The organism is Phenylobacterium sp. (genome assembly GCF_030693405.1).
GTDB lineage: Bacteria > Pseudomonadota > Alphaproteobacteria > Caulobacterales > Caulobacteraceae > Phenylobacterium.
In genome coordinates, this window is sequence record NZ_JAUYAW010000064.1 from 46,239 (window position 1) to 71,369 (window position 25,131).

The window sequence follows — 25,131 nt, forward strand, 5'->3', positions numbered from 1 at the left end:
CCAGATCCTAGCCTCGCTTGATGACGCCCGTGAGTCAGGCCTCCCGCAGGCCCAGCGCCGCCAGCGCCTCGTCAGCGGCCCGCAGGCCGCTCTCCCAGGCGCCATGGGCGGTGGAGAAGGACCGGGTGGACGTGGCCTCGCCGGCGAAGAACAGTCGCCCGTCCACCGGCTCGGCCAGGGCCCGCCTGGCCGCCGCGCAGCCGGGCAGGGCGTGGGAATAGGCGCCCATGGCCCAGGGATCGACGCCCCAGCCGGTCTCGGCCAGGGGCTGCAGCTGGCCGCGCACATCGGCGCCGTAGTGGGCCACCAGCTCATCGATGGCGAAGGCCGTGGCCGCCCCGGGCCCGGCCGCCGACAGGGCGCGGGCGTGGTCGCCGCCGAAATAGGCCTCGATCACCGGCCGCCCGAGCGGTCGCAGATAGTAGCTGCCGGTCTCGGCCCGGTCGGTGACGCCCCACAGATGGCTCTCCCGGGGGAAGACCTCCGGGGCGGCGGGGCGCAGGAACACCTTCTCGGCCTGGCCAAGCGGCAGGCCCGTGGCCGCATCCACCTTGGCCGGCAGGCGGGGATGAATTCGGATGGCCTCCTGGGCGATCAGCGCGCTGGAGACCGTCAGGACGGCGGCCTTGGCGGTGATGGCGCCCCGCGCGGTCTCAAGCCGCAGCCTCGGCCCCGTATGGTCGATGGACAGCACCGCGCAGTGGGGCACGATCAGGGAGCGCGGCGCCAGGCCGCAGATGGCGGCGCCGTAGCCATCCGGCGCCCGCCAGTTCACCCCTGTATCGGTGAAGGCGCCATAGTCCTGCACCGAGACCTGCGAGAGCGGCGCACCGTTATAATAGGCGCTGAAAGCCTCAAGCATCGGATGCCACCGGGCGGCCTTTGGCGGCAGGTGGGCGATGGCGCGGCCTTCCTGTCCGGCCCGGGCGGCCTGGTCCAGAGCCGCTTCGAAGTCGCGCATGGCCCGGGCGAAGGCGGCCTGGTCTTCCGGTGTCAGGCTCTGATTGGCCTCCGGACGGCTCCAGGCCGGCGGGGTCTGGTCCAGGGCCACGCCGGCCCGGGCGAACAGGGCGGCCAGGGGGTTGCGATCGGCGCTGTGCAGCCATCCGCAGCCCAGATCCAGCGGCAGGTCAGAGCGGGCGGCCAGGGTGTGGGCGCGGCCGCCGATGCGGCCCTGACCCTCCAGAACCACCACCGAAAGGGCGGCCCGCGACAGGCGCGCCGCCGCGGCGAGGCCCGCGGCGCCGGCCCCGACCACGACTACATCGAACTCATCCTGCATAGGTCATCTAGGCAGGTTCTATGGCCAAGGTTCAAGCCCTGGCGGGCGATTGGCTCAGCTGGCGGGCGTGGTCAGGCCCGGGGCTTCCAGATCCAGGGTCTTGGCGGGGATGCGCCGCAGGTCCGGAGCCTTTTCCTGCAAGGCCTCCAGGAACAGGGCCGCGTCCCCGGCGATGATCACGGCGGCGTCCTGCGGCGACAGGCGCTCGGCGGCGAAGGCCCGAACGGCCTCCGGGCTCACCGCTTCGACCTTGGCGGTATAGGCGGTGATCTCCGACAGCGGGACGTCCTGCAGGGCCAGTTCGCCCAGCACGCCGCCCAGGCCGCCGGCCGTGCCGAGCGCCCGGCCAAAGGCGCCGATCAGCACGGACTTGCGCGCGCTGAGCTCCTCTGGGGTCACCGGCTCGGCCGCCAGTCGGCGCATTTCGGTGGCGATCAGGTCCATGACCTCCGGCGCCGACTCATTCTTGGTCTGAGCCTGGGCCTGGAAGGCGCCGGTGGTCCGCCGGGCGGAGAGGCTGGAGCCCGCCCCATAGGAGAGGCCGCGTTTGATGCGGATCTCCTGATTCAGCCGGGCCGAATAGCCGCCGCCCAGCACCGAATTGGCGACAATGCCGGGGTAGTAGGCTTCGTCCCGGCGGGAGATGGCCGGCTTGACCAGGCGCACGGCGGCCTGGCCGGCGCCGGGCAGGTCGATGACCACCACCTGGCGGGCGGCGGTGGGCGTCACCTGCGGCTGGGCCGGCAGGGGATCGGCGGGCCGCGCCCAGTCGCCGAAGGCCTCGCGGGCCAGGGTCAGGCCCCGCTCAGGGGAAATGTCGCCGCTGAGCACCAGGATGGCGTTGTCGGGCCGGAAGTGGCGCTGATGCAGGGCTTTCAGCCCCTCGGGCGCGAGCCTCGGCAGGGAGGCCGGCGTGCCGTCGGCGGGATGGCCAAAGGGGGTGCCGGCGAAGACGACGGGGCCCACGGCCATGGCCGAAAGCTGGCCCGGGTCCTCATAGGCCACCGACATGCCATCCAGCGCCTGGGCGGTCTGGCGCTCTAGCTCCTCAGGGGCGAAGGCCGGATTGCGGGCGACGTCGGCCAGGATGGCGAAGGCCTGGGCGGCCTTGTCCGACATGACGGTCAGGCTGACATTGGCCTGCTCCAGCCCGGCGGAGGACGACAGGCTCGCCCCCAGGGCCTCGATCTCCTGGGCGATCTGCGGGGCGGAGCGGGTGGTCGTGCCCTCGGTCAGCATGGCCGCGGTCATGGACATGGCCCCAGCCTCGCCTTGGGGATCGGCCCAGGCGCCAGCCCGCACGATGAGAGCGGCCGAGACCAGCGGCAGGTCGCTGGAGCGGGCGACGATCACCCGCAAACCGTTGTCGAGCACCGTCTCGGAAGGAGTCGGCAGGACCGGGTCCACCGGCGCGCCCACCGGCGGCGGCGCCTGGCGCTCGGCCTCGGGGGCGAGGGTGACGATCTCGCCGTCGAAGACCACCGCCTGGGCTGGCGGCGGGGCGGGTTCAGCCGCCGTCGATCCTGCCGGACGGGCGCTCTCAGGACGGTAGCGAATGGTCATCCGACGGTCTTCGGCCAGGTACTTCTGCGCCACGGCCTGGACGTCGGCGGCGGTGACGGCGGCGAGGTCGGCCAGTTCGCTATTGGCCTTGGCGGGGTCCCCTTGCGTGGCCCAGGCATAGCCGAGCGCAAAGGCGCGGCCATCGACCGTCTCGCGCTCGCGCAGGGCGCCGGCGATCAGTTCGTTGCGGGCCTCCGCCAGCTCGGCCTCGGTGGGCGGGGCGGCGCGCAGACGTGCCACCTGCGCCAGCAGGGCGGCCTCGCCGGCCTCCACCGTCTCGCCGCTCGCCAGAATGGCGCCGACGGCGAACAGGCCCGGCTGCTGCGGCAGGTCGGCCTGGGAGAAGGCCTCCACGGCGATCTGCTGCTCATAGACCAGGGCGTTATAGAGCCGCGAGGACTTGCCGCCGGACAGGATGGCGTCGAGCACCTTGAGCGCCGGGGCGTCGGGGCTCGCGGCCTGCGCCCCCAGCCAGGTGAGGACCACAGCCGGCAGGGGCACATTGGGACCATAGCCGTCGAACACACCGGGGCCTTTGCGCGGCGGCTCCACCGCCTCGACCCGCTTGAGCGGCGCGGCCGGCGTCTTCAGGGGCGCGAAATAGCGGTCCACCCAGGCATCGAGCTGGCCCTGATCGAAGTTGCCGATGACGATCAGCACCGCATTGTCGGGACGGTAATAGTCCCGGTGAAAGGCGCGAACATCGTCGATGGTGGCGGCGTCCAGCTCGGCGATGGAGCCGATGCCGGGGCGCTTGTAGGGGTGTTCCTGATAGCTGGCCTGAGGGATCATCAGGCCAAACAGCCGGCCGTAGGGGGCGGCGAGGATCCGCTGGCGCAGCTCCTCCTTCACCACATCCCGTTCGGAATTGAAGATCTCGGCGTCCACCACCAGAGAGCCCATCCGCTCAGCCTCGGCCCAGAGCAGACGCTCCAGGTGGTTGGCCGGGATGACCTCGTAATAGTTGGTGAAATCGTCCCAGGTCGACGCGTTGTTGAACCCGCCCACGTCCTCGGTCATCCGGTCCAGGGTCTCGGACGGCATGTTGCGGGTGGCCTTGAACATCATGTGTTCGAAGAGGTGCGCAAAGCCCGAGCGCCCCTGGGGGTCGTCCTTGGAGCCGACCCCGTACCAGACCTGCACCGTCACGTTCGGCGTGGTGGCGTCGATCCCGCTCAGCACCCGCAGACCGTTGTCCAGCACCCGCTCGCGATAGTCGATCGGCGGAATGTCGGCGGCCTGAACAGCGACCGGCGCCGCCAGCAGGGCGGCGGCGAGGGCGAGGCGGGCGAAGGCGCGAAACATGGCGGGCTCCCGGACGACGACAAGCCCCAGCCATATCATCCTGAGCGGGCGGCGAAAGGTGGGTGTGGCCGGCGCCTAGCCTCAGTAGGCGCCCTCAGTAGGCGGTCTGGGCGATCAGCTCGGCCTCGGCGGCGCAGGCCCGGTCATCGGCAAGGCCCCTGGCGCGGGCGGCGTCCACCTCGGCCATGGCCGCCTCGAAGTCGGCGCGGAAGGCGGGCGTGGCGTTCAGGGCCGCGACGATGGCCGCGCCATTGGTGCGCCCGGCCTCCACGGCGCTGGGGGAATGGACGCCGCAGACCACCCGGCTCTCCCCATAGGCCCGGCCGCGGGCGAGGATCTGGCCCGACCGTTCGGGGGCCATCTGGGCCAGGATCAGGGCGTTGGCGAAGCCCCAGGTGGAATGACCCGAGGGATAGTCCGGGCTCTCGTCCAGCTCGTGCGAGGCGGGCACGCAGATCGGCCCCTGCTGGATCAGATAGGGCCGCGGGCGCTTGAAGATGTCCTTCACGCTGGCCACCTGGGCGCCCAGCTGCAGGCCTACCCGGGACATCAGCAGGTTGAGCCTGGGCGCAGTCTGCGGGGTCAGGTCGGCGCCCAGCGCGCAGGCGAAACTGGTCATCATGGACGCTGGCGCGGTGGGCACATCGGTCTGGGCGAGCGCCCAGCGGGCAGAGCCCTCCAGGGCCCGGGTCTTGCGGAAGACGTCCCGGTCGGCCTGGTCCCGGGCGCTGCCGGCCGCCGGCGGGGCCGGCAGCAGCAGCGCCGCATCAGGCAGGGTTTCAGCTGTCAGATAGCCCGCGGGCCGCGGGGCCTCCTGGGCCAGGGCCGGTGAGGCGACGAGCGCCAGGGCGGCGAGGATGGCGGGCGTGAGCAGCTTCATGGATCCCCCTCAGGATTTTCCATGATCATGCGCCCGATGCGCGGCGAAGCGAAAGGGGGCCGCCCCTCCACCGTCACCCTCTGGCTTGACCCGAGGGTCCATGCACACGGCCCCTCGCCGGTGTTCATGGATGGCCCGATCAAGCCGGCCATGACGGAGTGAGAAGAGGCGGGCCAAGCTCGCCCAACGAAAAAGGCCCCGCCGGAGCGGGGCCTGATCCTTAGGCTTTCTTTTCGAACAGCTTGTTCCAGCGGCGGCGCTCGCGGGTCTTCCACGATCCCCGGTGCCAGGCGTCGGAGGCGATCAGCGGGACCACGGTGGTGGCCTCGGCGAAGACCATCTGTTCCCAGGTGACGTCGACCTTGCCCCAGGAGCAGGCCTCCTGCAGCGTCGAGGACGAGCAGGCGCCGTCGCGCACATCGGCCACGGTCAGCTGGATGGCGTATTTGTGCATATCGACTTCCTCGCCGAGGATTTCGGCGCAGACCACCGTGTCCTGGGCGAAGTTCTTGGGCACGCCGCCGCCGACCATGAAGAGGCCCGTGGTGCCGGCGGCGATCTTCACATCGGTCAGCTCGCGGAAGTCGGCGATGGAGTCGATGGTCAGGTAGGGCTTGCCCGCCTTCATCCGCTCCACCTGATGCTTGACCAGGCCGAAGCCCGCCGAACTATCGGTGAAGGCCGGGCAGAAGATCGGCACGCCTTCTTCATAGGCCGTCTGGATCAGCGAGCCGGGCTTCTTGGCGTTGCCCGCCGCCAGCCACTTGCCCATCTCCCAGATGAATTCCCGAGAGGAATAGGGCCGCGGCTCCAGCTGGTCGGTGATCTCCTTGATCACCGCGTCGCAGGTCTGCAGCTCTTCTTCATCGATATAGGTGTCGTAGATCCGGTCGATATAGAGGGCGCGCAGGTCGCGATCGTCGACCGGCTCCTTGGCCTGGTAGTGCTTGAAGCCCAGGGCCTCGAAGAAATCCATGTCGACGATGGAGGCGCCGGTGGCGACCACGGCGTCGATCAGGCCGTACTTCACCATGTCGCGATAGATGTGCATGCAGCCGCCGGCGCTGGTCGAACCGGCGAGCGTCAGCCAGGTCGAGCAGGAGGGATCCTCCAGCGCCATGGAGAAGATGTCGGCGGCGCGCGCGGTGTCGCGGCTGGTGAAGCTCATCTGACGCATGGCGTCGATGATCGGGCGGGCGTCGTACTGGTCGATGGCCACATGCTCGACAGTGGACGAGAGCAGCTCGGCCTTGCGGTTGGACTGAACCTCAGCGTTCATTCTCTTGGAGTCCTAGAGTTTGAGCGCCCGTCCATGGAGAAAGGACGCGACCGGGACGGAGCGACCGGTCGCGTCTCTATGCGGTTGTGCGTTGAGCCTAACGCACTAGCGCCGACGACGTTTCTTGCCCCGGGCCCGCGACAGCTTGACGACATTGTGCGTCTCGGTCCGCGGCACCGGGATGGAGCGACGGGCCAGGCCGTACATCGAGGCCATGGGCGGGTCGTTCACCGCCACGGTCTCGGTGTCGCCGAAGCCGTTGAAGCGGGTGTTCATCGCCACCCCATAGGCGCCCAGCATGCCGATCTCGACATAGTCGCCCTCGCGCACATCCTCGGGCAGCCAGAAGGGGCCGGGCATGTGATCGAGGGAGTCGCAGGTGGGGCCATAGAAGCGGTAGGGCTTCAGCGGGCCTTCGACTTCCCGGGCCGAGCCATCGGCCTCCCGGCGAAGCAGTTTCACCGGGAAGGGCCATTTGGTGTGGGTGGCGTCGAACAGGCTGCCATAGGAGCCGTCGTTCAGATAAAGAGCGTCGCCCTTGCGCAGCTCGACAGCGGTCAGCACCGAGGAGGCTTCCGCCACCAGGGCCCGGCCCGGCTCGCACCACAGCTCGGTGGTCTCATGGACCATCATCTCGGCGAAGCCGCGATCGATGGAGTCCATGTAGTCGGCGAGCGCCGGGGGCACCATGCCGGGATAGACCGACGGGAAACCGCCGCCCACATCCACCACATCGGCGAACACGCCAGCGCGGACAAGCGCCCGGGAGGCCTGGCTCATGGCCGCCTGATAGGCGGTCGGCCGCATGCACTGGCTGCCCACATGGAAGGAGACGCCCATCAGCTCCTGGGTCGCCCGGCGGGCGGCCAGCAGGAGGTCGGGGGCCTCGTGCGCATCGACGCCGAACTTGCCCGACAGGGAATAGGCCGCGCCCTCGGCGGCGACGCCCAGACGAACCATCAGGTTCAGGTCCTTGGCGTGGCCCGTGGCGTCGAGAATCTTGGCCAGCTCTTCGTGCGTATCCAGCGCGAAGGTCCGCACCCCATGGTCGAAATAGGCCGTGGAGATGGAGCGGCGGCTCTTCACCGGATGCATGAAGGCCATGCGTGAGCCTGGGGCGTATTGGGCCACCAGCTCGATTTCGGGCACCGACGCCACGTCGAACGACCGCACGCCATTCGCCGCGAGGGTTTCAAGCACCCACGGCGAAGGGTTGGCCTTCACAGCGTAGAAGACGTCGCCTTTAAAATTGTCCTGGAACCAGCGCGCCGCTAGGGCCACGGCGTCCGGTCGCGCAAAGGCGACAGGACGTTCCGGTGACCGCTCACGGACCAGGTCCAGGGGCGTATGGTACGTATGCACCTCACGCAACCCCCAACAGATTGTTGAACCCAATCCGGCGTTAGCAACGCTTAGGACAACGGGGTCCGCCGGAGCCGGTGCAGATAGTGGCATCTGAAAGCGATGTAAAGGGCGGAAGCCAAAAAGGTCCTTGGCCGGCCAGGGTTTGGCGGGCCCCGGGGGGCGTTCGACCGTCCCCGCGACGTCGCCCCACAGGCCCCATGCTGGACCGCGCCCGGCGCCCATGTCATGAAACCGTCGTGGGGCTCGGCGATCACACGCTGATAAGAGTTGGGCCGCCAAACGCCCAGGGGATATTCGCCATTCATGTCTGACGCAGCCGTTCTTTCGGTGCGCCAAGTGTCGAAGAGTTTCGGGTCCCGCCGCGCGCTGGACACCGTCTCCCTCGACGTCGCCCGCGGCGAGATGATCGCCCTGATCGGTCCTTCGGGGTCGGGCAAGTCCACCCTGCTGCGGGCCATCAATGGCCTGGCGCCCATCGACAAGGGGCCAGGCCGGATCGAGGCCTTCGGCGGCGCCGTGCAGGCCCAGGGCCGGGTGGACCGGGACGTGCGCCGCACCCGCATCCGCATCGGCATGATCTTTCAGCAGTTCAACCTGGTGGGCCGGCTGACCCTGTTCACCAATGTGGCCATGGGCTCCCTGGGGCGGATCGGCTTCCTGCGGGGCCTCCTGGGCTTCTGGCCGGCCGAGACCAAGGGCGCGGCCATGGCGGCGCTCGCCCGGGTGGGCGTGGCCGAATATGCCGGGCAGCGGGCGGGCACCCTCTCCGGCGGCCAGCAGCAGCGCGCCGCCATCGCGCGCGCCCTGGTGCAGAAGGCCAAGATCATCCTGGCCGACGAGCCGGTGGCCTCCCTCGACCCCGTGGCCGCCCGCAAGGTCATGGAGATTCTGCGCGACCTGAACCGGGCCGACGGCCTCACCCTGATCGTCACCCTGCACCAGGTCGACTACGCCATGCGCTATTGTGACCGGGTGATCGCGCTGAAGGCTGGCAAGGTGGTCTATGATGGGCCGCCCACCGGCCTGACCCGCAAGCAGCTTATCGACATCTACGGTCCGGAATTCGAAGACGTCTTCTGGGAAGGAGCTCCCCAATGATCCGTCGCAGCCTGATCGGCGCCGGCCTTACGCTCGCCCTGGCGCTCGGCCTCAGCGCCTGTTCCGAGCGCGAGACGGCGAACAGCGCCGCGCCCGAAGTGCTGAACTTCTCGATCCTGGCGACGGAGAACTCCACCAGCCTGGACACCTTCTGGCGGCCGATCCTGGCCGACATGGAGAAGGAGATCGGCATTCCGGTGAAGCCCTTCTACGGCTCCAACTACACCGCCCTGATCGAGGCCCTGCGCTTTGGCCAGACTGATGTGGGCTGGTTCTCCAACCTGTCGGGGCTGGAGGCCGTGCGCCGGGCCGACGCCGAGATCTTCGCCCGCACCTTCGATCCCTCCGGCGAGGACGGCTATCGCTCGGTGCTGATCGCCACGGCGTCGAGCGGCCTGACCCTCGAAGACGTGCTGAAATGCGACCGCACCCTCGATTTCGGGATCGGCGACGCCAAGTCCACCTCGGGCACGCTTGCGCCCATGACCTATCTGTTCGCCCCTGAGGGCATCGAGCCCGAGCGCTGCTTCAAGCAGGTGCGCACGGCCAACCACCAGGCCAATCTGTTCGCCGTCGCCAATGGCGTCCTGGACGTGGCCACCAACAATTCCACAGCCATCCGCCTGCAGACCGCCCGGGATGTGGAGAACCGCGCCAATGGCCAGCCCACGGTCACTGACAAGGTCAATGTGATCTGGGAGTCGCCCAAGCTGCCTGAGGATCCCATCGTCTGGCGCAAGAACCTCGACCCGGCGGTCAAGGAGAAGGTCCGCCAGTTCTTCCTCACCTATGGCAAGGGCGAAGGCCCCGAGGCCGAACGTCAGCGCAAGCTGCTCTCGGCCATCTCCATCGGCGGCTTCCTCCCGGCGGATTCGAGCCACCTGCTGCCGGTGCGCGAGATGGAGGCCACCGAGGCCCTGCTGCAGGCTCGAAACAGCCGCGACCAGGCGCGTATCGCCGAGGCCCAGGCCACCCTGGACGCCATCCGCGTCGAGCGTGAGGCTCTGGACGCCCGGGCCGGCGAGGCGCCGCCGCCCGCCGCCGCCGTCACGCCCGCGGCGCCTTAAGGCCCCGAGACAAAGAGCCCAACGCCTGTGAACGCCACCGCGCCCCGCGCCGCCCACACGCCGGCCGCCCCGCCTTCGGCCGCCCTGACGCCGCCGGCGCGGCCGCTCGGCCAATGGATCTTCGACGTCCTACTGTGGGGCGGCATCGCCATCGTCCTGGCGCTGAGCTTCGGCCCCGCCGAGATCGAGAAGTTCCCGCTGCTCTTCTCCGGCTCGGACAATATGCGCGAGTTCGGCCGGGCCTTCGTGAACCCGGACTTCGAGCTCCTGCCCTTCTTCATCAGCCAGATGTGGCTGACCATCCAGATGGCCATGTGGGGCACGGCCCTGGCGGTCTTCCTGGCCGTACCGCTCGGCCTCTTGGGCGCCCGCAACATCGCCCCGCCCGCCATCCAGTGGCCGGTGCGCCGGGTGATGGACATCCTGCGCTCGGTGCCTGACCTGGTCATCGGCATGGTGTTTGTGGTCGCCGTGGGCCTCGGCCCCTTCGCCGGCGTCATGGCGCTGGCGCTCAACACCGGCGGGGTGCTGGGCAAGCTGTTCTCCGAAGCCGTGGAATCGATCGACAAGGGCCCGGTCGAGGGGGTGCGCGCCACCGGCGCCCACAAGCTGCAGGAGATCGCCTGGGGCGTGGTCCCGCAGGTCGCCCCGCTCTGGACCTCGTATGCCCTCTACCGCTTCGAATCCAACAGCCGGGCGGCCACCATCCTCGGCCTCATCGGCGCCGGCGGCATCGGCCAGATCCTGTTCGATAGCCTGAACAGCTTCAACTATTCCCGCGTCGCCGCCATCGCCATCGTGATCGTCGTCGCCGTGACCCTCATCGACCTCCTGTCCCAGGCCATCCGCTCGCGGCTGATCTAGGATGGCCGCCAAGCAGCTCGACCTAGCGTATTGGCCGGGGGCGCTGCTGGGATGCCTTCTCCTGCCGTTTGCCTGCCGGTCGCCTTTGTCGTTCAGCTGCTACCCATCAAGAAGACACGCGATCGCACGCCTGAGGGGGTGGCTGCTCAACTGAGCGCATTCCTCAATGGGACCGAAGGACCCTACGACTGGGACGACTTCGAGTGTGGCGGCCCCTTTACTGATCCGGCGCTTGAATCCATTCGAGAAAGGGCGATGGTCGCTGCACCGCCCAACGGTGATCTTGCGGCGCTCCGCCACCTGATCGCGGAATGCGACGCCCTGGCGGCGGCCCGGGCCTCGGCGGCATAGGTGAACCTCGACGCGCAGGTTTGAGTCGGGGTCCAAACCTGCCAAGCTGGCGGGATGTTGAGCGCGCCTTTTGTTTCGAGCATCACGGTCCTGGCCCTGGCCGCCATGTCGCTGGCCCTGGCGCGACGCGTGCCGGCGGGAACGCGGCTGCCCATGCAGTGGGGGATCAAGGGGCTGCCGACCTGGTCGGCGCCGCGGGACATCGCCCTGTCGATCACCCCGCTGCTGGCGGCCTTCACCCTCACCCCCTTCACCCTGGCGAGCCTCTGGGTGGAGCCGGACGAGCGGCTGACCTTCCGGATCGTTCTGGCCCTGGTCTGCCTGGTCTATGTCGCCGTCCACGGCCTGCACCTGTATCTGCTGAGCCGGTGGCTGAGGTCGCAGGACGGGGGCTAGGCCGGACCCTCACCTCACCGTCGTCACCCTCGGGCTTGTCCCGAGGGTCCCCGGGAGATCGAGGTGTTGATGGATGGTCGGGTCAAGCCCGACCATGACGGGTGACAAGGGACTTGCGGCCGCCCTCGTCCTTCGAGGCCCTGCTCGCGCAGGGCGCCTCAGGATGAGGACGGAGTGAGACACCGCACCCACGGCCCTCATCCTGAGATGCGGGCGACTGCGAGCCTCGAAGGACGCAAGGCCCCTCACCCCACCGGAAGGTCGAACATCAGCTGGCGCGACACCCGCACCGGCGGGGAGCCATGGCTGAGCAGCTCGTCGTGATAGGCCTTCATGTCGAAGGCAGCGCCAGCCTTGGCCTGCGCTTCCCGCCGCAGGGACCAGTGTTCCCGCCAGCCGACGAAATAGGTGGGCAGCTGGGCGGACGAGACTCTGGCCCGCGTCCACTTGCCGGCCGCTTCGCGCTCCTGCTGGAAGGCGTCGTGGGTCATCAGGTGCATGGCCCGGGCCTCGTCCCAGCCCTCGACGTGGACGCCGATGTCGAGGATGGCGTTGGTGATCACCCGCAGCAGGAACTTCAGATTGGCCAGGCGGTAAAGGGGATGGCCGTCCCGGTGACCGGCCTCGACCATCACGTCCTGGGCGTAGCAGGCCCAGCCCTCCACAAAGCTCCCTGACCACAACACCGAGCGCAGCACCGACGGGTGACGGTTGGAGATGGCCAGCTGCAGGTAGTGGCCCGGCGTGCCCTCGTGAACGGTCAGGCCCTCAAGCGTCCAGTTGTTGTATTCCCGCAGGAAGGAGTCGGCCTGTTCCGGCGTCCAGTCCTCAGGGATCGGCGAGAGCTTGTAGAAGGTGGGCAGCTCCCGATCCAGCGGGCCGGGCGGATCGCAATAGGCCACGGCCACGCCCCGCTGGAACTCCGGCGTCAGGACCAGCTCCACCGGCTCGGTGGGTGGCGTGACGATGGGGTTGGCCGCGACAAAGGCGATGGCGGCGTCCAGCTTGGCCTGGGCGGTCGCGATCAACGTGTCCGGGGTCGCCCGGTCGGCATAGACCAGCTCCATGGCCGCGGCGATGGCCGCCTGCTCCTGGTCCGGAGTCGGCCTGGCCGGGGTCGGCGGGGCGTCCCTGGCCACCAGCACCTGACGGGCGATGTCGTACATCTCGGCGCGCACCTGGGCGAGCGCCTGTTCGGCCGCGGCCTTGATCTCGGCGCGGCTCAGGGGGCTGTCGAGGGCGAACGCCAGCTTGGCGTCATAGAGGTCGGCGCCGAGACGCCATTCGCCGGCCGCCTGCGGGACCAGGGTCTGATCGATCCAGGCCTGCTGCTCGGCGATGGCCGCCTTGGCGAGGTCGGCCGCGGCGCGGAGCTTGGCCTGCCCCTCGGTGTCGAGGGCGCCGGCCTCGGCCAGCAGCAGGTCGACGAGGCTCACCAGGCCCGCATTCTGACCCGATACGGTCTGCGCATGGATTTTCGGCGTCCGGGCGGGATCCAGGCTTTCCCGCACCTGGGCCATCAGCCCCGGGAAACCGGTCATCCGGGCGGTGGCCGAGGCCAGGCGCTGGGGTAGGGGGGCGAAGTCCCGGGCGATGAGGCCATAGAGGGCCGAGCCCACCGAGGACTGGTAGATCAGCGGGTCCCAGCGGTGGGCCTGCAGGGTGTCGTGGGTCCAGACCTCGCCGGCCAGGCTGTTGCGCAGGATGGCGGCGTCCACCTGTCGCTCGCGGCTGAGTTCAGCGGGCGCGATGGCGGACAACTGAGCGAGGAAGGCCGCGGAACTGTCGCGCCGGGCGGTCCATCCCGCAAGGCTCAGATCATCCAGCCGGTCGTCATAGCGATGATCCCCCCACAGGGTCGCGGTGATCGGGCTGAGCCGCAGACAGGCCTCCAGCCAGGCCGCCGCCAGGGCGTCGAAGGCCTGATCGGCTGGGCTCTGCGCCGGGGTCTGGGCGCGGGCGGCCGAGAGCGGCAGGGCCGCGGCGGCCCCGAATACCATCAACATGCGGCGGTCGAGCAGGAGAGGCATGGCGGTGATCCCAAGACGCGCCGAACCGGGCGCGGGCGCACTGTCGGTCAGGGGGGCCTTACGGGCAAGCTCGCGCCCCGAAGAGGGGGACACGAAGGGCGCAAAGGGGCGTGAAGGACACCAAGACGAAGGCCGCCGACAACTTCGTGTCCTTGGCTATCTTCGTGGTCTTTGTGTCCCCTCTTTTCTAAGACCCCTCAGGCCGTTTTCGGCCGCCGTCGCACCCTCGCCAGCCGGCGGAGCCTGCGCCAGAAGCGGGTCTTTTCCGGCTCCGGATAGGGCTGCAGGTTGCGCACAAAGTCCTCGGCGCAGGCGGTCCAGGAGAAGGTCTCGGCGAAGGCTCGCACGGCCTTCCGGTCCAGGGCCAGGGCCTCCATGCAGGCCTCTTTCAGCCCCTCAGTAGCCGAGGCGGCCAGGGCGCCGGCCCCGGAGTCCGGGATGATGTCGATGGGGCCTGGCGCCGGATAGGCCGCCACAGGCGTGCCCGAGGCCATGGCCTCCAGGATCACCAGGCCGAAGGTGTCGGTGAGCGAGGGGAAGACGAAGACGTCGGCGCAGGCGAAGTGGGCCGACAACTCCTCACCGAACTTCGAGCCGGTGAAGACGGCCGTACGGTAGCGCTCGGTCAGCTCGTCCTTCTGCGGGCCATCGCCCACCACCACCTTGGTTCCAGGCAGGTCGAGCCCCAGGAAGGCCTCGATATTCTTCTCCACCGCCACCCGGCCCACATAGAGGAAGATCGGCTTGGGCAGGTGGGCGAAGATGTCCGGCTCGCCCTCGGCGCGGGGGCGGAACATCTCGGTGTCCACGCCACGGGACCAGGAGGAGATGTTGCGGAAGCCGTGCCGGGTCAGCTCGTCGCGCATGGTCGGCGTGGCCACCATCAGCCGACCCGAGGGCCGGTGGAACCAGCGCATATAGGTGTAGCCCACCGACAGGGGCAGCGGCAGACGGGCCGAGACATATTCCGGGAAGCGCGTGTGGTAGCTGGTGGTGAAGGGCAGCTTCCATTCCACGCAGATGCGCCGCGCGGCCAGGCCGATGGGGCCTTCGGTGGCGATGTGGATGGCCTCGGGCTCGAAGGCCTTGAACCGCTCCTGCACCGGCTCATAGGCGCCGATGGCCACCTTGATCTCGGGATAGGTGGGCAGGGGCAGGGTCTTGAACTGGTCGGGGCTGATCACCTCGACCTCGTGGCCCAGGTCGCGCAGCTCGCGCACCACCCGGGTCAGGGTCCGCACCACCCCATTGACCTGCGGCTCCCAGGCGTCGGTGGCCAGCAGGATACGCATGGGCCGCTGCACATCCTCGCTCGGCGCCGCCGGCTGCCACATGCGCTGGGCGGGCGAACGGGCGGGCGGCGGGGCGGCGGCGGGTTGCGGGGGCGCCGGGCTTTGCGCCTGGGGCTGCTGGACCAGAGGCAGGGTGGCCTGGGCCTGGGCCCAGGCGAAATAGGCGCCCAGCAAGGCCTCGCGGGTGGGGAAGTGGCGATAGACGGTGCGCTCGCCGACCCCGGCGTCCTTGGCGATGTCGGCGAAGGACAGCTCGTCCAGGGGACCGCTCTCCAGGCGTGCGCCCACCACACGCAGGATCTGGTCGCGGGTGGCGGCCTTCTGGCGGTCGCGGGCGTCGCCGGCGGTCTGGGAATCGTCACTCATGACAGTCTCACTGTCATGAGGCTCGGCGGGTGTCAACGCAAGGTGGCAGGTCAGGCCGCCACGGGCGCAGGCCGGGGCTCAACGGCCGGCGCGGCCGCGTGTTCCGGCCGCTCCGGCAGGGCGCGGGTCTCGCGCACCGCCGACCAGCTGCGCAGCTTGGCCCATTCGAGGATCTCCATCCGGCCGTCCATGTGTTCGACCAGCGCCGTGCAGCTCTCCACCCAGTCCCCGTCATTGATGTAGAGGATGTCCTCGATCTGGCGCATCTCGGCCTTGTGGATGTGGCCGCAGATCACCCCGTCGACCCCGCGCCGCCGGGCCTCCTCGGCCACCGCGCCCTCGAAGTCCTCAATGAAGTGCAGGGCGTTCTTCACCTTGGTTTTCAGATAGGCCGACAGGCTCCAATAGCCGAAGCCCATACGGCGCCGCACGCGGTTGAACAGGGTGTTGGCCGACAACAGCGCCCGGTAGGAATAGTCCCCCAGGAAGGCCAGCCACTTGGCGTGCTGCACCACCCCGTCGAATTCGTCCCCGTGGGTGACCAGGAAACGGCGGCCGTCGGCGCCTTCGTGGATGGCGTCACGGGCGACCACGACCCCACCGAAGTGAATGCCGCAGAAGTCGCGGATGCGGTCGTCATGGTTACCGGGAATATAGACGACGTTCACGCCCCTTCGGGCCAGGCGCAGGATCTTCTGCACCACGTCATTGTGCGCCTGGGGCCAGTACCAGCCGCTTTTCATCTTCCAGCCGTCGACGATGTCCCCGACCAGATACAGGGTGTCGCACTCGATATGCCGGATGAAGTCCAGCAGCATCTCGGCCTGGCAGCCGCGGGTGCCCAGATGAACGTCGGAAACGAAGACAGTCCGATAACGTCGGATTCCCAGATCGGTCACGAACGCCTCCGAAGCGCCTCTATTTGACCGTCCGGTAGGCTGATTGCGTGTCGCTTTGATGAAACCGCACTGCAACACTGGCGCCGCAGCATAGCTCGCCATATGTCGGCCGCACTTTCATTGAAGCCTTGCCTGTGCAGATGGACGCCCGAACCTATCCCGCCAAGGAGACCCCGAAGTCTCGCCGGACCCGCGCCAGGATTCTGGACGCGGCCATGCGCCTGTTCGCCGAGGTCGGCTATCACGCGGCCACCAACGCCCTGATCGCCGAGGCGGCCAATCTGACCCGCGGGGCGATGCTCTATCACTTCTCCAGCCGCGAAGAGCTGGTGGAGGCCGCCGTCAGCCATATCGAGGTCGAGCGCGCCCGCCTGTTCGAACAGGCCGCCTCCGCGCCCGCCGGCCCTGGGGTGGACGCCGCCGAACACGCCATCGACGCCTACTGGTCCCTGCTGCACGAGACGCCCTTCGTGGCCTTCGCCGAGCTGGAGGCCGCCGCCCGCACCGACCCCATGCTGCGCGCCCGCCTGGCCAACGCCCAGAGCGCCTTTGACCGCAATCAGGTGGGCGAACGTTTCCTGGCGCTCACTCAGGCCGGCAGCGACCCGCGCTTCCAGACCAGCCGCGACCTCGGCCGCTTCCTGCTAGAGGGCCTGGCGAGGGGCTCGCTCACCTATGACGAGATGGCCCGGCGCGAACGGCTCATCGCCGTGGTCAAACGCGCCGTCCGCGCCCTCAACCGCAAGGGCGAGGCCCAGGACCTCTGGGTGGACTAAGCGTCCCGCCTATTCCGCCGGTTCGGCGCCAGGCGCCATACGTTCGGCGAGGCGGATCAGGTACTGGCCATATTCGCCCTTGGCCTGGGCGCGACCCAGATCGGCCAGCTGCGCCCGGTCGATGAAGCCCTTGGAATAGGCCACCTCTTCGATACAGCCGATGCGCAGGCCCTGCCGCAGCTCGAGCGTGCGGATCAGCTCGCCGGCCTGGATAAGGCTGTCATGGGTGCCGGTGTCCAGCCAGGCGAACCCCCGGCCCAGCAGCTCCACATTCAGTTCGCCGGCGTCCAGATAGACCTGGTTCAGCGCGGTGATCTCCAGCTCGCCCCGGTGGGAGGGCTTCAACGTCTTGGCGTACTCGCTGGCCTTGCCGTCGTAGAAATAGAGGCCGGTCACCGCATAGTTGGACTTGGGCTGGGCGGGCTTTTCCTCGATGCCCAGCACCTTGCCGCCTTCGCCCAGCTCGACGACGCCATAGCGTTCGGGGTCGTTGACCGGATAGCCGAAGACGGTGGCGCCCTCGGTCCGCTCATCGGCGGCCCGCAGCATCTGGCCGAAGTTCTGGCCAAAGAAGATGTTGTCGCCGAGCACCATGATGCTGGGCTCGCCGCCGACGAACTCTTCCCCCAGCAGATAGGCCTGGGCCAGGCCCTCGGGCTTGGGCTGGACGATGAATTCAAAGCGCACGCCCAGCTGCGAGCCGTCGCCCAGCAGGCGCTTGAAGCCGGCCTGGTCCTCAGGCGTGGTGATGATCAGGATCTCCCGGACCCCGGCCAGCAGCAACACCGACAGGGGGTAGTAGATCATCGGCTTGTCGTAGATCGGCAAGAGCTGCTTGGAGACCGCCAGGGTCAGCGGGTGCAGCCGGGTGCCCGAGCCCCCCGCCAGGATGATTCCGCGTCTCACGCCGTCTCCTTCTGGGCCATCAACTCCGCCACCACATCCTCCAGCGCCTCCTGCCAGGGACGCAGTTGCAGGGAGAAGACCTCCTGCATGCGGCTCGTGTCCAGCACGGCGTTCAGGGCCCGGCGGGCGGGCGTCGGAAAGGCGCTGGTGGGCACGGGCTCCATGGCGGGCGGACCATCGGGCTGGGTCTGGGCGAAGATCGCCTGGGCCATCTCATAGCGACTGGCGACGCCCGAATTGACCACATGCAGCAGGCCCCATTCCCGGGCGCCGGCCGGCGACTTGGCCAGGCGGTCCCCCTGGCTGAGGATGAAGGCCGCCAGGTCGCCGCTGGCCGTGGGACAGGCCCGCTGGTCAGCCACCACCTTCAGCACCGGCTGGGTCTTGGCCAGCCGCAGCATCATCTGCAGGAAGTTCTGGCCATAGGCCGAAAACAGCCAGGAGACCCGCATCACCAGGGCCCGGTCGCAGGCGCCCAGCACCGCCTGCTCACCCACGAGCTTGGACGCGCCATAGACGTGCAAGGGCGCAGGCGCGTCGGTCTCCAGATAGGGGCCGGCCTTGTCGCCGGAAAACACCATGTCGGTGGAGATGTGCAGCAGGGGCAGGCCCCGCGCCTGACATGCCCTGGCCATGGCGGCTGGGGCCCAGGCGTTGACGGCATAGGCCAGGTCCGGCTCAGCCTCGGCCTTGTCGACGGCGGTATAGGCTGCCGCATTCAGCACCAGATCGGTCTCGCCGGCCTCGCCGATGGCGCGTGCAATGGCGTCGGGGTTGGTCAGGTCGACCTCGACCCGGGACAGGGCGGTGATCGCCACGCCGGGACCGGCGCGGCCCAGCATCTCCCGGGCGAGCTGGCCGGTGGCGCCGAACTGCAGAATCTTCAGGCTCATCCCTTGGCCAGGCCCAGGCGCTCGGAGTGGAAGCCCTTGTCGCGGATGGCCTGCCACCAGTCGCGGTTCTCCACATACCAGGCCACGGTCTGGGCCAGGCCCTCGCCGAGCGGCGTGGCCGGCTCCCAGCCGAGCTCCGCCTTCAGCTTGGCCGCGTCGATGGAATAGCGGAAATCATGACCCGGCCGGTCGGCGACGAAGGTGATCTTGTCGGCGTGCGGCGTATTGGCCGGCGCCAGGCGGTCAAGCTCGGCGCAGAGCATCTGGATGACCTCCAGATTGCGGTGGGTGGAGTCCCCGCCGATGCAATAGGTCTCCCCCAGCCGCCCCTTCTGCAGCACCAGCAACAGGGCCTGGGCGTGATCGTCCACATGCAGCCAGTCGCGGACCTGGCGGCCATCCCCATAGACGGGGATGGTCTTGCCCTCCATGGCCCGGACCACGACGGTGGGGATCAGCTTTTCGGGAAACTGGAAGGGGCCGTAATTGTTGGCGCAGTTGGTGATGACCACCGGCAGGCCATAGGTCCGCCCCCAGGCCCGCACCAGATGGTCGGCGCCGGCCTTGCTGGCCGAATAGGGAGAGTTGGGATCGTAGGGCGTCTCTTCGGTGAAGGCGCCGTCTTCGCCCAGCGCCCCGAAAACCTCGTCGGTGGAGACATGGTGGAAGCGGAAATCCGCCTTGGCGGGCGCCTCCAGGGTGTTCCAATAGGCCCGGGCGGCTTCCAGCAACACGGCGGTCCCGGTGACATTGGTCCGGACGAAGTCCAGCGGGCCGTCGATGGCCCGGTCATTGTGGCTTTCGGCCGCCAGGTGCATGACCGCGTCAGGACGGTGGCGGGCGAAGATCTCCGCCATCCTGCCGGCGTCGCAGATGTCGGCCGCCTCGAAGGCGTAGCCGGGGGAGTCGGCGACCGAGGCCACATTGGCCAGGTTGGCCGAATAGGCCAGCACGTCCAGATTGACGACCTCGTGGCCCTGGGCGATCGCCCTGCGGACCACGGCCGAACCGATGAAGCCGGCGCCGCCGGTGATCAGAATTTTCATGCCGAACTTTGTCTGCGGGCGCCCCAGGCGCGCGTCCGTTCAAATGGTTAGCCCTGCTCATACAGCGAAATGCGGCGGGCTCAAGACGGAGGGGTCTGCGCGGCCGGGTTGTGAGCGCTCGCACCGCCGCCTAGACTTGGAACTCAGTTTGCGCATGGACGCGGGCGGGAGCGTCGTTTGGAACCCTCTGAGACTGCGCCGCACGCCGCCGCCCCCAGTCCCGGCAAGGCCCAAAGGCGACCGGCGGACCTGACCACCGGCCCTGTCGCCAAAGGCCTGCTGGTCTTCACCCTGCCCATGCTGGGGGCCAATCTCCTCCAGTCCCTGAACGGCACCGCCAACGCCGCCTGGGTCAGCCACATCCTGGGGCCGGCGGCGCTTACGGCCACAGCCAACGCCAACAACATTCTCTTCCTGCTGCTCGGCGCGGTATTCGGCCTGGCCATGGCCGCCAACCTGCTGATCGCCCAGGCCGTCGGCGCCGGCGCGCCGCAGGAGATCAAGCGCGTGGCCGGGACCAGCACGCTGTTCTTCGCCCTCCTGTCGCTGGCTGTGGGCCTGGCGGGTCTGGCCCTGGCGCCGGCCATCCTGGCGGCCATGGGGACGCCCCCCGACGCCCGGGCCGATGCGATCATCTATCTGCGGGTGATCTTCGCGGCCCTGCCCTTCATGTACTTCTTCTCGTTCGTGATGATGGCCATGCGCGGGACCGGCGACTCCCGCACCCCCTTCTACTTCTCCCTCACCGCGGTGGCTCTCGACATCATCCTCAACCCGGTGCTGATCCTGGGCCTGGGCCCGGTTCCGACCCTGGGCATCGCGGGCTCGGCCGCCGCCACCCTGCTCAGCCAGACGATCGCGCTCACCGGCATGATCGTCTTCCTCTACCGCACCGGCAGCCCGCTGGTTCTGCGCAAGGGGGAGTGGGGGATGCTCAGGCCCGACCCCGCCATCCTCAAGACCCTGGTGTTCAAGGGCCTGCCCATGGCCATGCACATGCTGGTGGTGTCGGGCGCCGCCGTGGTGATGCTGGCCTTCGTCAACGCCTATGGCTCCCAGACCGCAGCCGCCTACGCCGCGACCATGCAGGTCTGGACCTATGTGCAGATGCCGGCCATGGCGCTCGGCGCCGCGGTCTCCTCCATGGCCGCCCAGAATGTCGGGGCCGGGCGCATGGACCGGGTGGAGGCCGTGGCCCGCACCGGCGTCATCTTCGCCATTGTCATGACCGCCCTGCCCATTGGCCTGATCTATCTGGCCGAGCCGCTGATCCTGCGCATCTTCCTGACTGAAGACAGCGGGACCATCCCCATAGCCCGGCACATCAACGCCATCGCGCTCTGGGGCTTCATCCCCTTCGGCGTGGCCTTCATCTTCGCCGGCGTCGTGCGGGCCACAGGCGCGGTCATCGCCCCCCTGCTGGCCATGGTGATCTCGCTCTGGGTGGTGCGCATCCCATTCGCCCAGCTGCTGACGCCGGCGCTTGGCGCCGACGCCATCTGGTGGAGCTTCCCGCTCGGCAGTGTCACCACCGTGATCCTGGCCGGCGGCTACTATGTCTGGGGCGGCTGGCGCACCGCCAAGCTCACGCCGGCCCCGCCCCGGGGCGGCGGCGGCGACGCCAGCCCGGCGACCCCGGCCATGGCGCCGGCGGGCAGCGCCGACTGACGGGCTTGCGCCATTCCGTCGCGCGCAGCGCAATAAAACCGGGGACACAAAGGACACAAAGGCGCCGCAGCCCTCTGTGTTCTTCGCGCCCTTATGGTTCGTCCCGCTCCAACCGCGTCATGGTCGGGCTTGACCCGACCATCCATGAACACCCCGCTCTCCAGTGTGCATGGGCCCTCGGGTCAAGCGCGAGGGCGACGGAGGGATGGTGGCGAGTCGGACTGGGTAATCTTAGCTTTTTCAATGGGTTATTCAATCGCCGCGCCCCCGGTTGCGTCTTGGGTCGCGCCGCCTGATAATGACGGAAGGGGGCCGGACGTCGGTCCCACAATTTGAATATTCGGTATGGTCGGCGCCCCGAAACATACCGCTTCTGCGAAAAATGCCCGGCCTGCCCGGGCGCCAAGGAGGACGACATGGCCTGGGACTTTGAAACCGACCCCGAATTCCAGAAGAAGCTCGACTGGATCGAAGACTTCATGCGCGAGGAGGTCGAACCCCTCAGCCATCTGGGCATGGCCGCGCACGGCCCCCTGGGCCGCGAGAAGTTCATCAAGCCCCTGCAGCAGAAGGTAAAGGACCAGGGCCTGTGGGCCTGTCACCTGGGCCCCGAGCTCGGCGGCCAGGGCTATGGCCAGCTGAAGCTTGGCCTGATGAACGAGAAGCTGGGCCGCAACTCCATCGCCCCGACCATCTTCGGCTGTCAGGCGCCCGACACCGGCAACGCCGAGATCATCGCCCACTACGGCACCGAGGCCCAGAAGGAGCGCTGGCTCTGGCCGCTGCTCAACGGCGAGATCCGCTCGGCCTTCTCCATGTCCGAGCCCACCGGCGGGTCCGACCCGCTGACCTTCACCACCCGGGCGGTGCAGGACGGCCAGGATTGGATCATCAATGGCGAGAAGTGGTACTCCACCAACGCCCGCTATTCGAAGCTGCTGGTGGTCTATGCGATCACCGATCCGGACGCCAAGGACCCCTATCGGCGCACCTCGATCTTCCTGGTGCCCACCGACACCCCCGGCGTGGAGATCATCCGCAACGTGGCCGTCGGCGCCGGCGGCGAGATCGGCAGCGGGACCGAGGGCTATATGCGCTACACCAATGTCCGGGTGGGGCCTGAGGCCCTGCTGGGCGACCGGGGCGCGGCCTTCGTCATCGCCCAGGTCCGCCTGGGCGGCGGCCGGGTCCACCACGCCATGCGCACGGTCGGCGCCTGCCGCCATGCGCTGGACCTGATGTGCCAGCGGGCCGTCTCGCGCACCACCCGCGACGGGCGCCTGTCGGACCTGCAGATGGTGCAGGAGCAGATCGCCGACTCCTGGATCGCGGTCGAGCAGTTCCGCCTGCTGGTTCTGCGCACCGCCTGGCTGATCGACAAGCACAAGGACTACAACAAGGTCCGCAAGGACATCGCCGCCATCAAGGTGGCCATGCCCAAGGTCTATAACGACGTGGCCACCAAGGCCGCCCACCTGCACGGGGCGCTGGGCGTCTCCAACGAAATGCCCTTCATGCGGATGGTGACGAGCTCGCTGGTCATGGGCATCGCCGATGGCCCCACCGAGGTGCACAAGGTCACGCTCGCCAAGCAGATCCTGAAGGACTACCGGCCCGAGAACGACCTTTTCCCCAGCTACCACATCCCGCGCCTGCAGGAGGAGGCCAAGGAGAAGTACGCCAAGGAGCTGGCCGAGCTGAAGGAAGGCTACGCCAAGCTGAAGGCCGAACGGGAAAACGCCCCGGCCTGATGGTCGTCGCCTGACCCTCGGGCGCGTCCCGAGGGTCCTTGCGCGCCGCAGGCGCTTTTGAGGCGGGACACGAAGGACACAAAGGGGCGCGAAGGACACGAAGACGAGGCCGCCGCCCTTTGTGCCCTTCGCGAATCTTCGTGTCCTTTGTGTCCCCTCTTTTCTGGCGCTGCGCGCCGAACCTGGACTTGCCTCTCGTCCAAGGCTCGGCTTTCTGAGCGCACAGGTCGCGACAAGACGGCCAAACCTCCGAGGACACCAGGACCCCCCCCATGACCGAAACCGCCGCCAAGCCCTGGCCCGTCATGTCCATCGAAGAGGCCCATGCGCGGCTGACGGCGCCGGGCGAGCGCTTCGAGCTGGATGAGGCGGTCATCGACGGGATCCCCACCAAGGTCTGGAAGAACGCCCCGCCCACCCTGCGCGACGTGCTGCTCAACGGCCGGGCCTTCGGCGGGCGCGAGTTCCTGGTCCATGAGGACGAGCGGGCCAGCTTCGAGGCCTTCACCCGGGCGGTGATCACGCTGGCCCACCAGCTGCAGGCCGATGGGGTGAAGCCCGGCGACCGGGTGGCGCTCATCATGCGCAACCTGCCTGAATGGCCGGTGGCCTTCTTCGCCGGGGCCATTGTCGGCGCTGTGGTCACCCCGCTGAACGCCTGGTGGACCGGACCTGAGCTGGAATTCGGCCTGGCCGATTCCGGCGCCAAGGTGGCCCTGGTGGACGATGAGCGGCTGGAGCGCATCCTCGAACATCTGGACGCCTGCCCGGCTCTGGCGCGCGTCTATGTCACCCGCGCGGGTGACCTGCCCGCCGACCCCCGCCTCGCCCGCCTGGAGGACGTCATCGGGCCGGTGAACCGCTGGAGCGACTTGGCCAACAAGCCCCTGCCCGATGCGGCGCTCGCGCCCGACGACGTGGCGACGATCTTCTACACCTCTGGCACCACGGGGAAGCCCAAGGGGGCGCTGGGGACCCACCGCAACCTGACGGCCAACATCATGGCCAGCGCGTGTGCAGGCGCCCGCGGCTTCCTGCGCCGGGGCGAGCCGATCCCCGAGCAGGACCCGCACAAGCTGCCCCAGCGGGCCTATCTGCTGGTGGTGCCCATGTTCCACGTGACCGGCTGCAACGCGACCCTGTCGCCGGCCATCAATTCGGGCTCCAAGCTCGTCCTGATGCGCAAGTGGGAGCCGGTGGAGGCCATGGGCCTGATCGAGCGCGAGAAGGTGACCAATACCGGCGGAGTGCCCACCATCGCCTGGCAGCTGATCGAGCACCCGGCCCGCAAGGACTTCGACCTGTCGTCCCTGACCACCGTGGCCTATGGCGGCGCGCCGTCCGCGCCCGACCTGGTGCGCAAGATCGTCGAGACCTTCCCGGGCTCAGCCCCCTCTAACGGCTGGGGCATGACCGAAACCTCGGCCACCTGCACCACCAATATCGGCCGCGACTATGAGCACCGCCCCGACAGCTGTGGCGTCGCCCCGCCGCCCTGTGAGCTGAAGATCGTCGATCCCGCCGACGGGGTCACCGAGCTGCCGGTGGGCCGGGTGGGCGAGCTGTGGGCCAAGGGGCCCAACATCGTCAAAGGCTACTGGAACCGGCCCGAAGCCACGGCCGAGACCTTTGTGGACGGATGGGTGCGCACCGGCGATCTCGCCCGCCTGGACGAAGAAGGCTTCTGCTTCATCGTCGACCGGGCCAAGGACATGCTGATCCGCGGGGGCGAGAACATCTACTGCGTGGAGGTGGAGAACGTCCTTTACGACCATCCCGATGTGATGGACGCCGCCCTGATCGGCCTCCCCCACCGGACGCTGGGCGAGGAGCCCGCCGCCGTCGTCCATCTGAAGCCTGGCGGCAGCGCCACCGAAGATGAGCTGCGCGCCTTCGTCCGGGCGCGTCTGGCGGTCTTCAAGGTCCCGGTAAAGGTGGCCTTCTGGCCCGAAACCCTGCCGCGCAACGCCAATGGCAAGATCATGAAACCTGAGCTGAAAGCCGCCTTCACGGTCGAGGCCTGAGGGGCGCCGACTTGGAGCCGGGCTCCCGGG

At 68.7% G+C, this 25,131-nt stretch carries 21 protein-coding genes and 1 pseudogene; 10 read left to right on the top strand and 12 right to left on the bottom strand.

The genetic code is table 11. The features are described 5' to 3' along the window. Window positions 1-34: 34 nt before the first annotated feature. The 3 genes from Q8N19_RS13505 to Q8N19_RS13515 form a co-directional block, all read right to left on the bottom strand. Window positions 35-1,282 (bottom strand): NAD(P)/FAD-dependent oxidoreductase, encoded by a 1,248-nt coding sequence (locus Q8N19_RS13505; RefSeq protein ID WP_305591486.1) that lies wholly within the window; start codon window positions 1,280-1,282, stop codon window positions 35-37. A 54-nt stretch (window positions 1,283-1,336) separates the two neighbouring features. Continuing rightward, a complete protein-coding gene (locus tag Q8N19_RS13510) occupies window positions 1,337-4,150 on the bottom strand; it encodes a pitrilysin family protein (RefSeq protein ID WP_305591488.1) in 2,814 nt (937 codons plus the stop codon). Between the two features lie 94 nt (window positions 4,151-4,244). Beyond that, window positions 4,245-5,030 (bottom strand): phosphatase PAP2 family protein, encoded by a 786-nt coding sequence (locus Q8N19_RS13515; RefSeq protein ID WP_305591490.1) that lies wholly within the window; start codon window positions 5,028-5,030, stop codon window positions 4,245-4,247. A 21-nt stretch (window positions 5,031-5,051) separates the two neighbouring features. On the opposite strand from Q8N19_RS13515, the gene Q8N19_RS13520 reads away from it, so the two are divergent. After that, window positions 5,052-5,192 carry a hypothetical protein gene (locus Q8N19_RS13520; protein WP_305591492.1) on the top strand — a complete coding sequence of 47 codons (141 nt, stop codon included), beginning with the start codon at window positions 5,052-5,054 and terminating at the stop codon, window positions 5,190-5,192. A gap of 58 nt (window positions 5,193-5,250) precedes the next feature. Here the strand turns inward: Q8N19_RS13520 and Q8N19_RS13525 are convergent, their stop codons facing one another. Together Q8N19_RS13525 and Q8N19_RS13530 are read right to left on the bottom strand one after the other, a co-directional pair. Continuing rightward, window positions 5,251-6,309, bottom strand: a complete 1,059-nt coding sequence (locus Q8N19_RS13525) for a deoxyhypusine synthase (protein ID WP_305591494.1) — start codon at window positions 6,307-6,309, stop codon at window positions 5,251-5,253. A 105-nt stretch (window positions 6,310-6,414) separates the two neighbouring features. Further along, window positions 6,415-7,671 carry a type III PLP-dependent enzyme gene (locus Q8N19_RS13530; RefSeq protein WP_305591496.1) on the bottom strand — a complete coding sequence of 419 codons (1,257 nt, stop codon included), beginning with the start codon at window positions 7,669-7,671 and terminating at the stop codon, window positions 6,415-6,417. Window positions 7,672-7,977: 306 nt separating this feature from the next. On the opposite strand from Q8N19_RS13530, the gene phnC reads away from it, so the two are divergent. The 5 genes from phnC to Q8N19_RS13555 are packed head-to-tail and all read left to right on the top strand — an operon-like array spanning window position 7,978 to window position 11,450. Further along, window positions 7,978-8,772, top strand: coding sequence for a phosphonate ABC transporter ATP-binding protein (gene phnC / locus Q8N19_RS13535; RefSeq protein ID WP_305591498.1), 795 nt, complete (start codon window positions 7,978-7,980; stop codon window positions 8,770-8,772). Next, window positions 8,769-9,839 carry a phosphate/phosphite/phosphonate ABC transporter substrate-binding protein gene (phnD, locus tag Q8N19_RS13540; protein WP_305591500.1) on the top strand — a complete coding sequence of 357 codons (1,071 nt, stop codon included), beginning with the start codon at window positions 8,769-8,771 and terminating at the stop codon, window positions 9,837-9,839. Before phnC ends, phnD begins: the two co-directional genes overlap by 4 nt. 27 nt (window positions 9,840-9,866) lie before the next feature. Further along, window positions 9,867-10,703 carry a phosphonate ABC transporter, permease protein PhnE gene (phnE, locus tag Q8N19_RS13545; RefSeq protein WP_371133856.1) on the top strand — a complete coding sequence of 279 codons (837 nt, stop codon included), beginning with the start codon at window positions 9,867-9,869 and terminating at the stop codon, window positions 10,701-10,703. A gap of 51 nt (window positions 10,704-10,754) precedes the next feature. After that, on the top strand, window positions 10,755-11,054 hold the full coding sequence (locus tag Q8N19_RS13550) for a hypothetical protein (RefSeq protein WP_305591502.1): 300 nt from the start codon (window positions 10,755-10,757) through the stop codon (window positions 11,052-11,054). Between the two features lie 57 nt (window positions 11,055-11,111). Further along, window positions 11,112-11,450 (top strand): hypothetical protein, encoded by a 339-nt coding sequence (locus Q8N19_RS13555; RefSeq protein ID WP_305591504.1) that lies wholly within the window; start codon window positions 11,112-11,114, stop codon window positions 11,448-11,450. A gap of 245 nt (window positions 11,451-11,695) precedes the next feature. Here the strand turns inward: Q8N19_RS13555 and Q8N19_RS13560 are convergent, their stop codons facing one another. The 4 genes and pseudogenes from Q8N19_RS13560 to Q8N19_RS13575 form a co-directional block, all read right to left on the bottom strand. Beyond that, window positions 11,696-13,480 (bottom strand): DUF885 domain-containing protein, encoded by a 1,785-nt coding sequence (locus Q8N19_RS13560; RefSeq protein WP_305591506.1) that lies wholly within the window; start codon window positions 13,478-13,480, stop codon window positions 11,696-11,698. Between the two features lie 197 nt (window positions 13,481-13,677). Next, window positions 13,678-14,772: a glycosyltransferase family 1 protein gene (locus Q8N19_RS13565; protein WP_305591682.1), complete on the bottom strand. Its 1,095-nt coding sequence runs from the start codon at window positions 14,770-14,772 to the stop codon at window positions 13,678-13,680. 174 nt (window positions 14,773-14,946) lie between these two features. Next, window positions 14,947-15,138: pseudogene (locus Q8N19_RS13570) on the bottom strand (TetR/AcrR family transcriptional regulator); the annotation flags it as partial. A gap of 50 nt (window positions 15,139-15,188) precedes the next feature. Continuing rightward, window positions 15,189-16,037, bottom strand: coding sequence for a UDP-2,3-diacylglucosamine diphosphatase (locus Q8N19_RS13575; protein WP_305591507.1), 849 nt, complete (start codon window positions 16,035-16,037; stop codon window positions 15,189-15,191). Between the two features lie 140 nt (window positions 16,038-16,177). On the opposite strand from Q8N19_RS13575, the gene Q8N19_RS13580 reads away from it, so the two are divergent. Next, window positions 16,178-16,813: a TetR/AcrR family transcriptional regulator gene (locus tag Q8N19_RS13580; RefSeq protein ID WP_305591509.1), complete on the top strand. Its 636-nt coding sequence runs from the start codon at window positions 16,178-16,180 to the stop codon at window positions 16,811-16,813. A 9-nt stretch (window positions 16,814-16,822) separates the two neighbouring features. On the opposite strand, the gene rfbA is transcribed toward Q8N19_RS13580, so the two are convergent. From rfbA to rfbB, 3 genes are read right to left on the bottom strand one after another with little or no spacing between them, the layout of a single operon-like run. Continuing rightward, window positions 16,823-17,719, bottom strand: coding sequence for a glucose-1-phosphate thymidylyltransferase RfbA (gene rfbA / locus Q8N19_RS13585; RefSeq protein WP_305591511.1), 897 nt, complete (start codon window positions 17,717-17,719; stop codon window positions 16,823-16,825). Then, entirely contained in the window at window positions 17,716-18,612 is an 897-nt protein-coding gene (rfbD, locus tag Q8N19_RS13590; RefSeq protein WP_305591513.1) for a dTDP-4-dehydrorhamnose reductase, read from the bottom strand. Before rfbD ends, rfbA begins: the two co-directional genes overlap by 4 nt. Then, on the bottom strand, window positions 18,609-19,658 hold the full coding sequence (rfbB, locus tag Q8N19_RS13595; RefSeq protein WP_305591515.1) for a dTDP-glucose 4,6-dehydratase: 1,050 nt from the start codon (window positions 19,656-19,658) through the stop codon (window positions 18,609-18,611). The genes rfbD and rfbB overlap by 4 nt, the downstream gene beginning before the upstream one ends. A gap of 177 nt (window positions 19,659-19,835) precedes the next feature. Here rfbB and Q8N19_RS13600 point away from each other — a divergent pair, with 177 nt between their 5' ends. The 3 genes from Q8N19_RS13600 (at window position 19,836) to Q8N19_RS13610 (ending at window position 25,101) form a co-directional block, all read left to right on the top strand. Then, window positions 19,836-21,326: an MATE family efflux transporter gene (locus tag Q8N19_RS13600; protein ID WP_305591517.1), complete on the top strand. Its 1,491-nt coding sequence runs from the start codon at window positions 19,836-19,838 to the stop codon at window positions 21,324-21,326. A gap of 416 nt (window positions 21,327-21,742) precedes the next feature. Beyond that, on the top strand, window positions 21,743-23,077 hold the full coding sequence (locus tag Q8N19_RS13605; protein ID WP_305591519.1) for an acyl-CoA dehydrogenase family protein: 1,335 nt from the start codon (window positions 21,743-21,745) through the stop codon (window positions 23,075-23,077). Window positions 23,078-23,349: 272 nt separating this feature from the next. Next, window positions 23,350-25,101: a class I adenylate-forming enzyme family protein gene (locus tag Q8N19_RS13610; RefSeq protein ID WP_305591521.1), complete on the top strand. Its 1,752-nt coding sequence runs from the start codon at window positions 23,350-23,352 to the stop codon at window positions 25,099-25,101. Window positions 25,102-25,131: the final 30 nt, after the last annotated feature.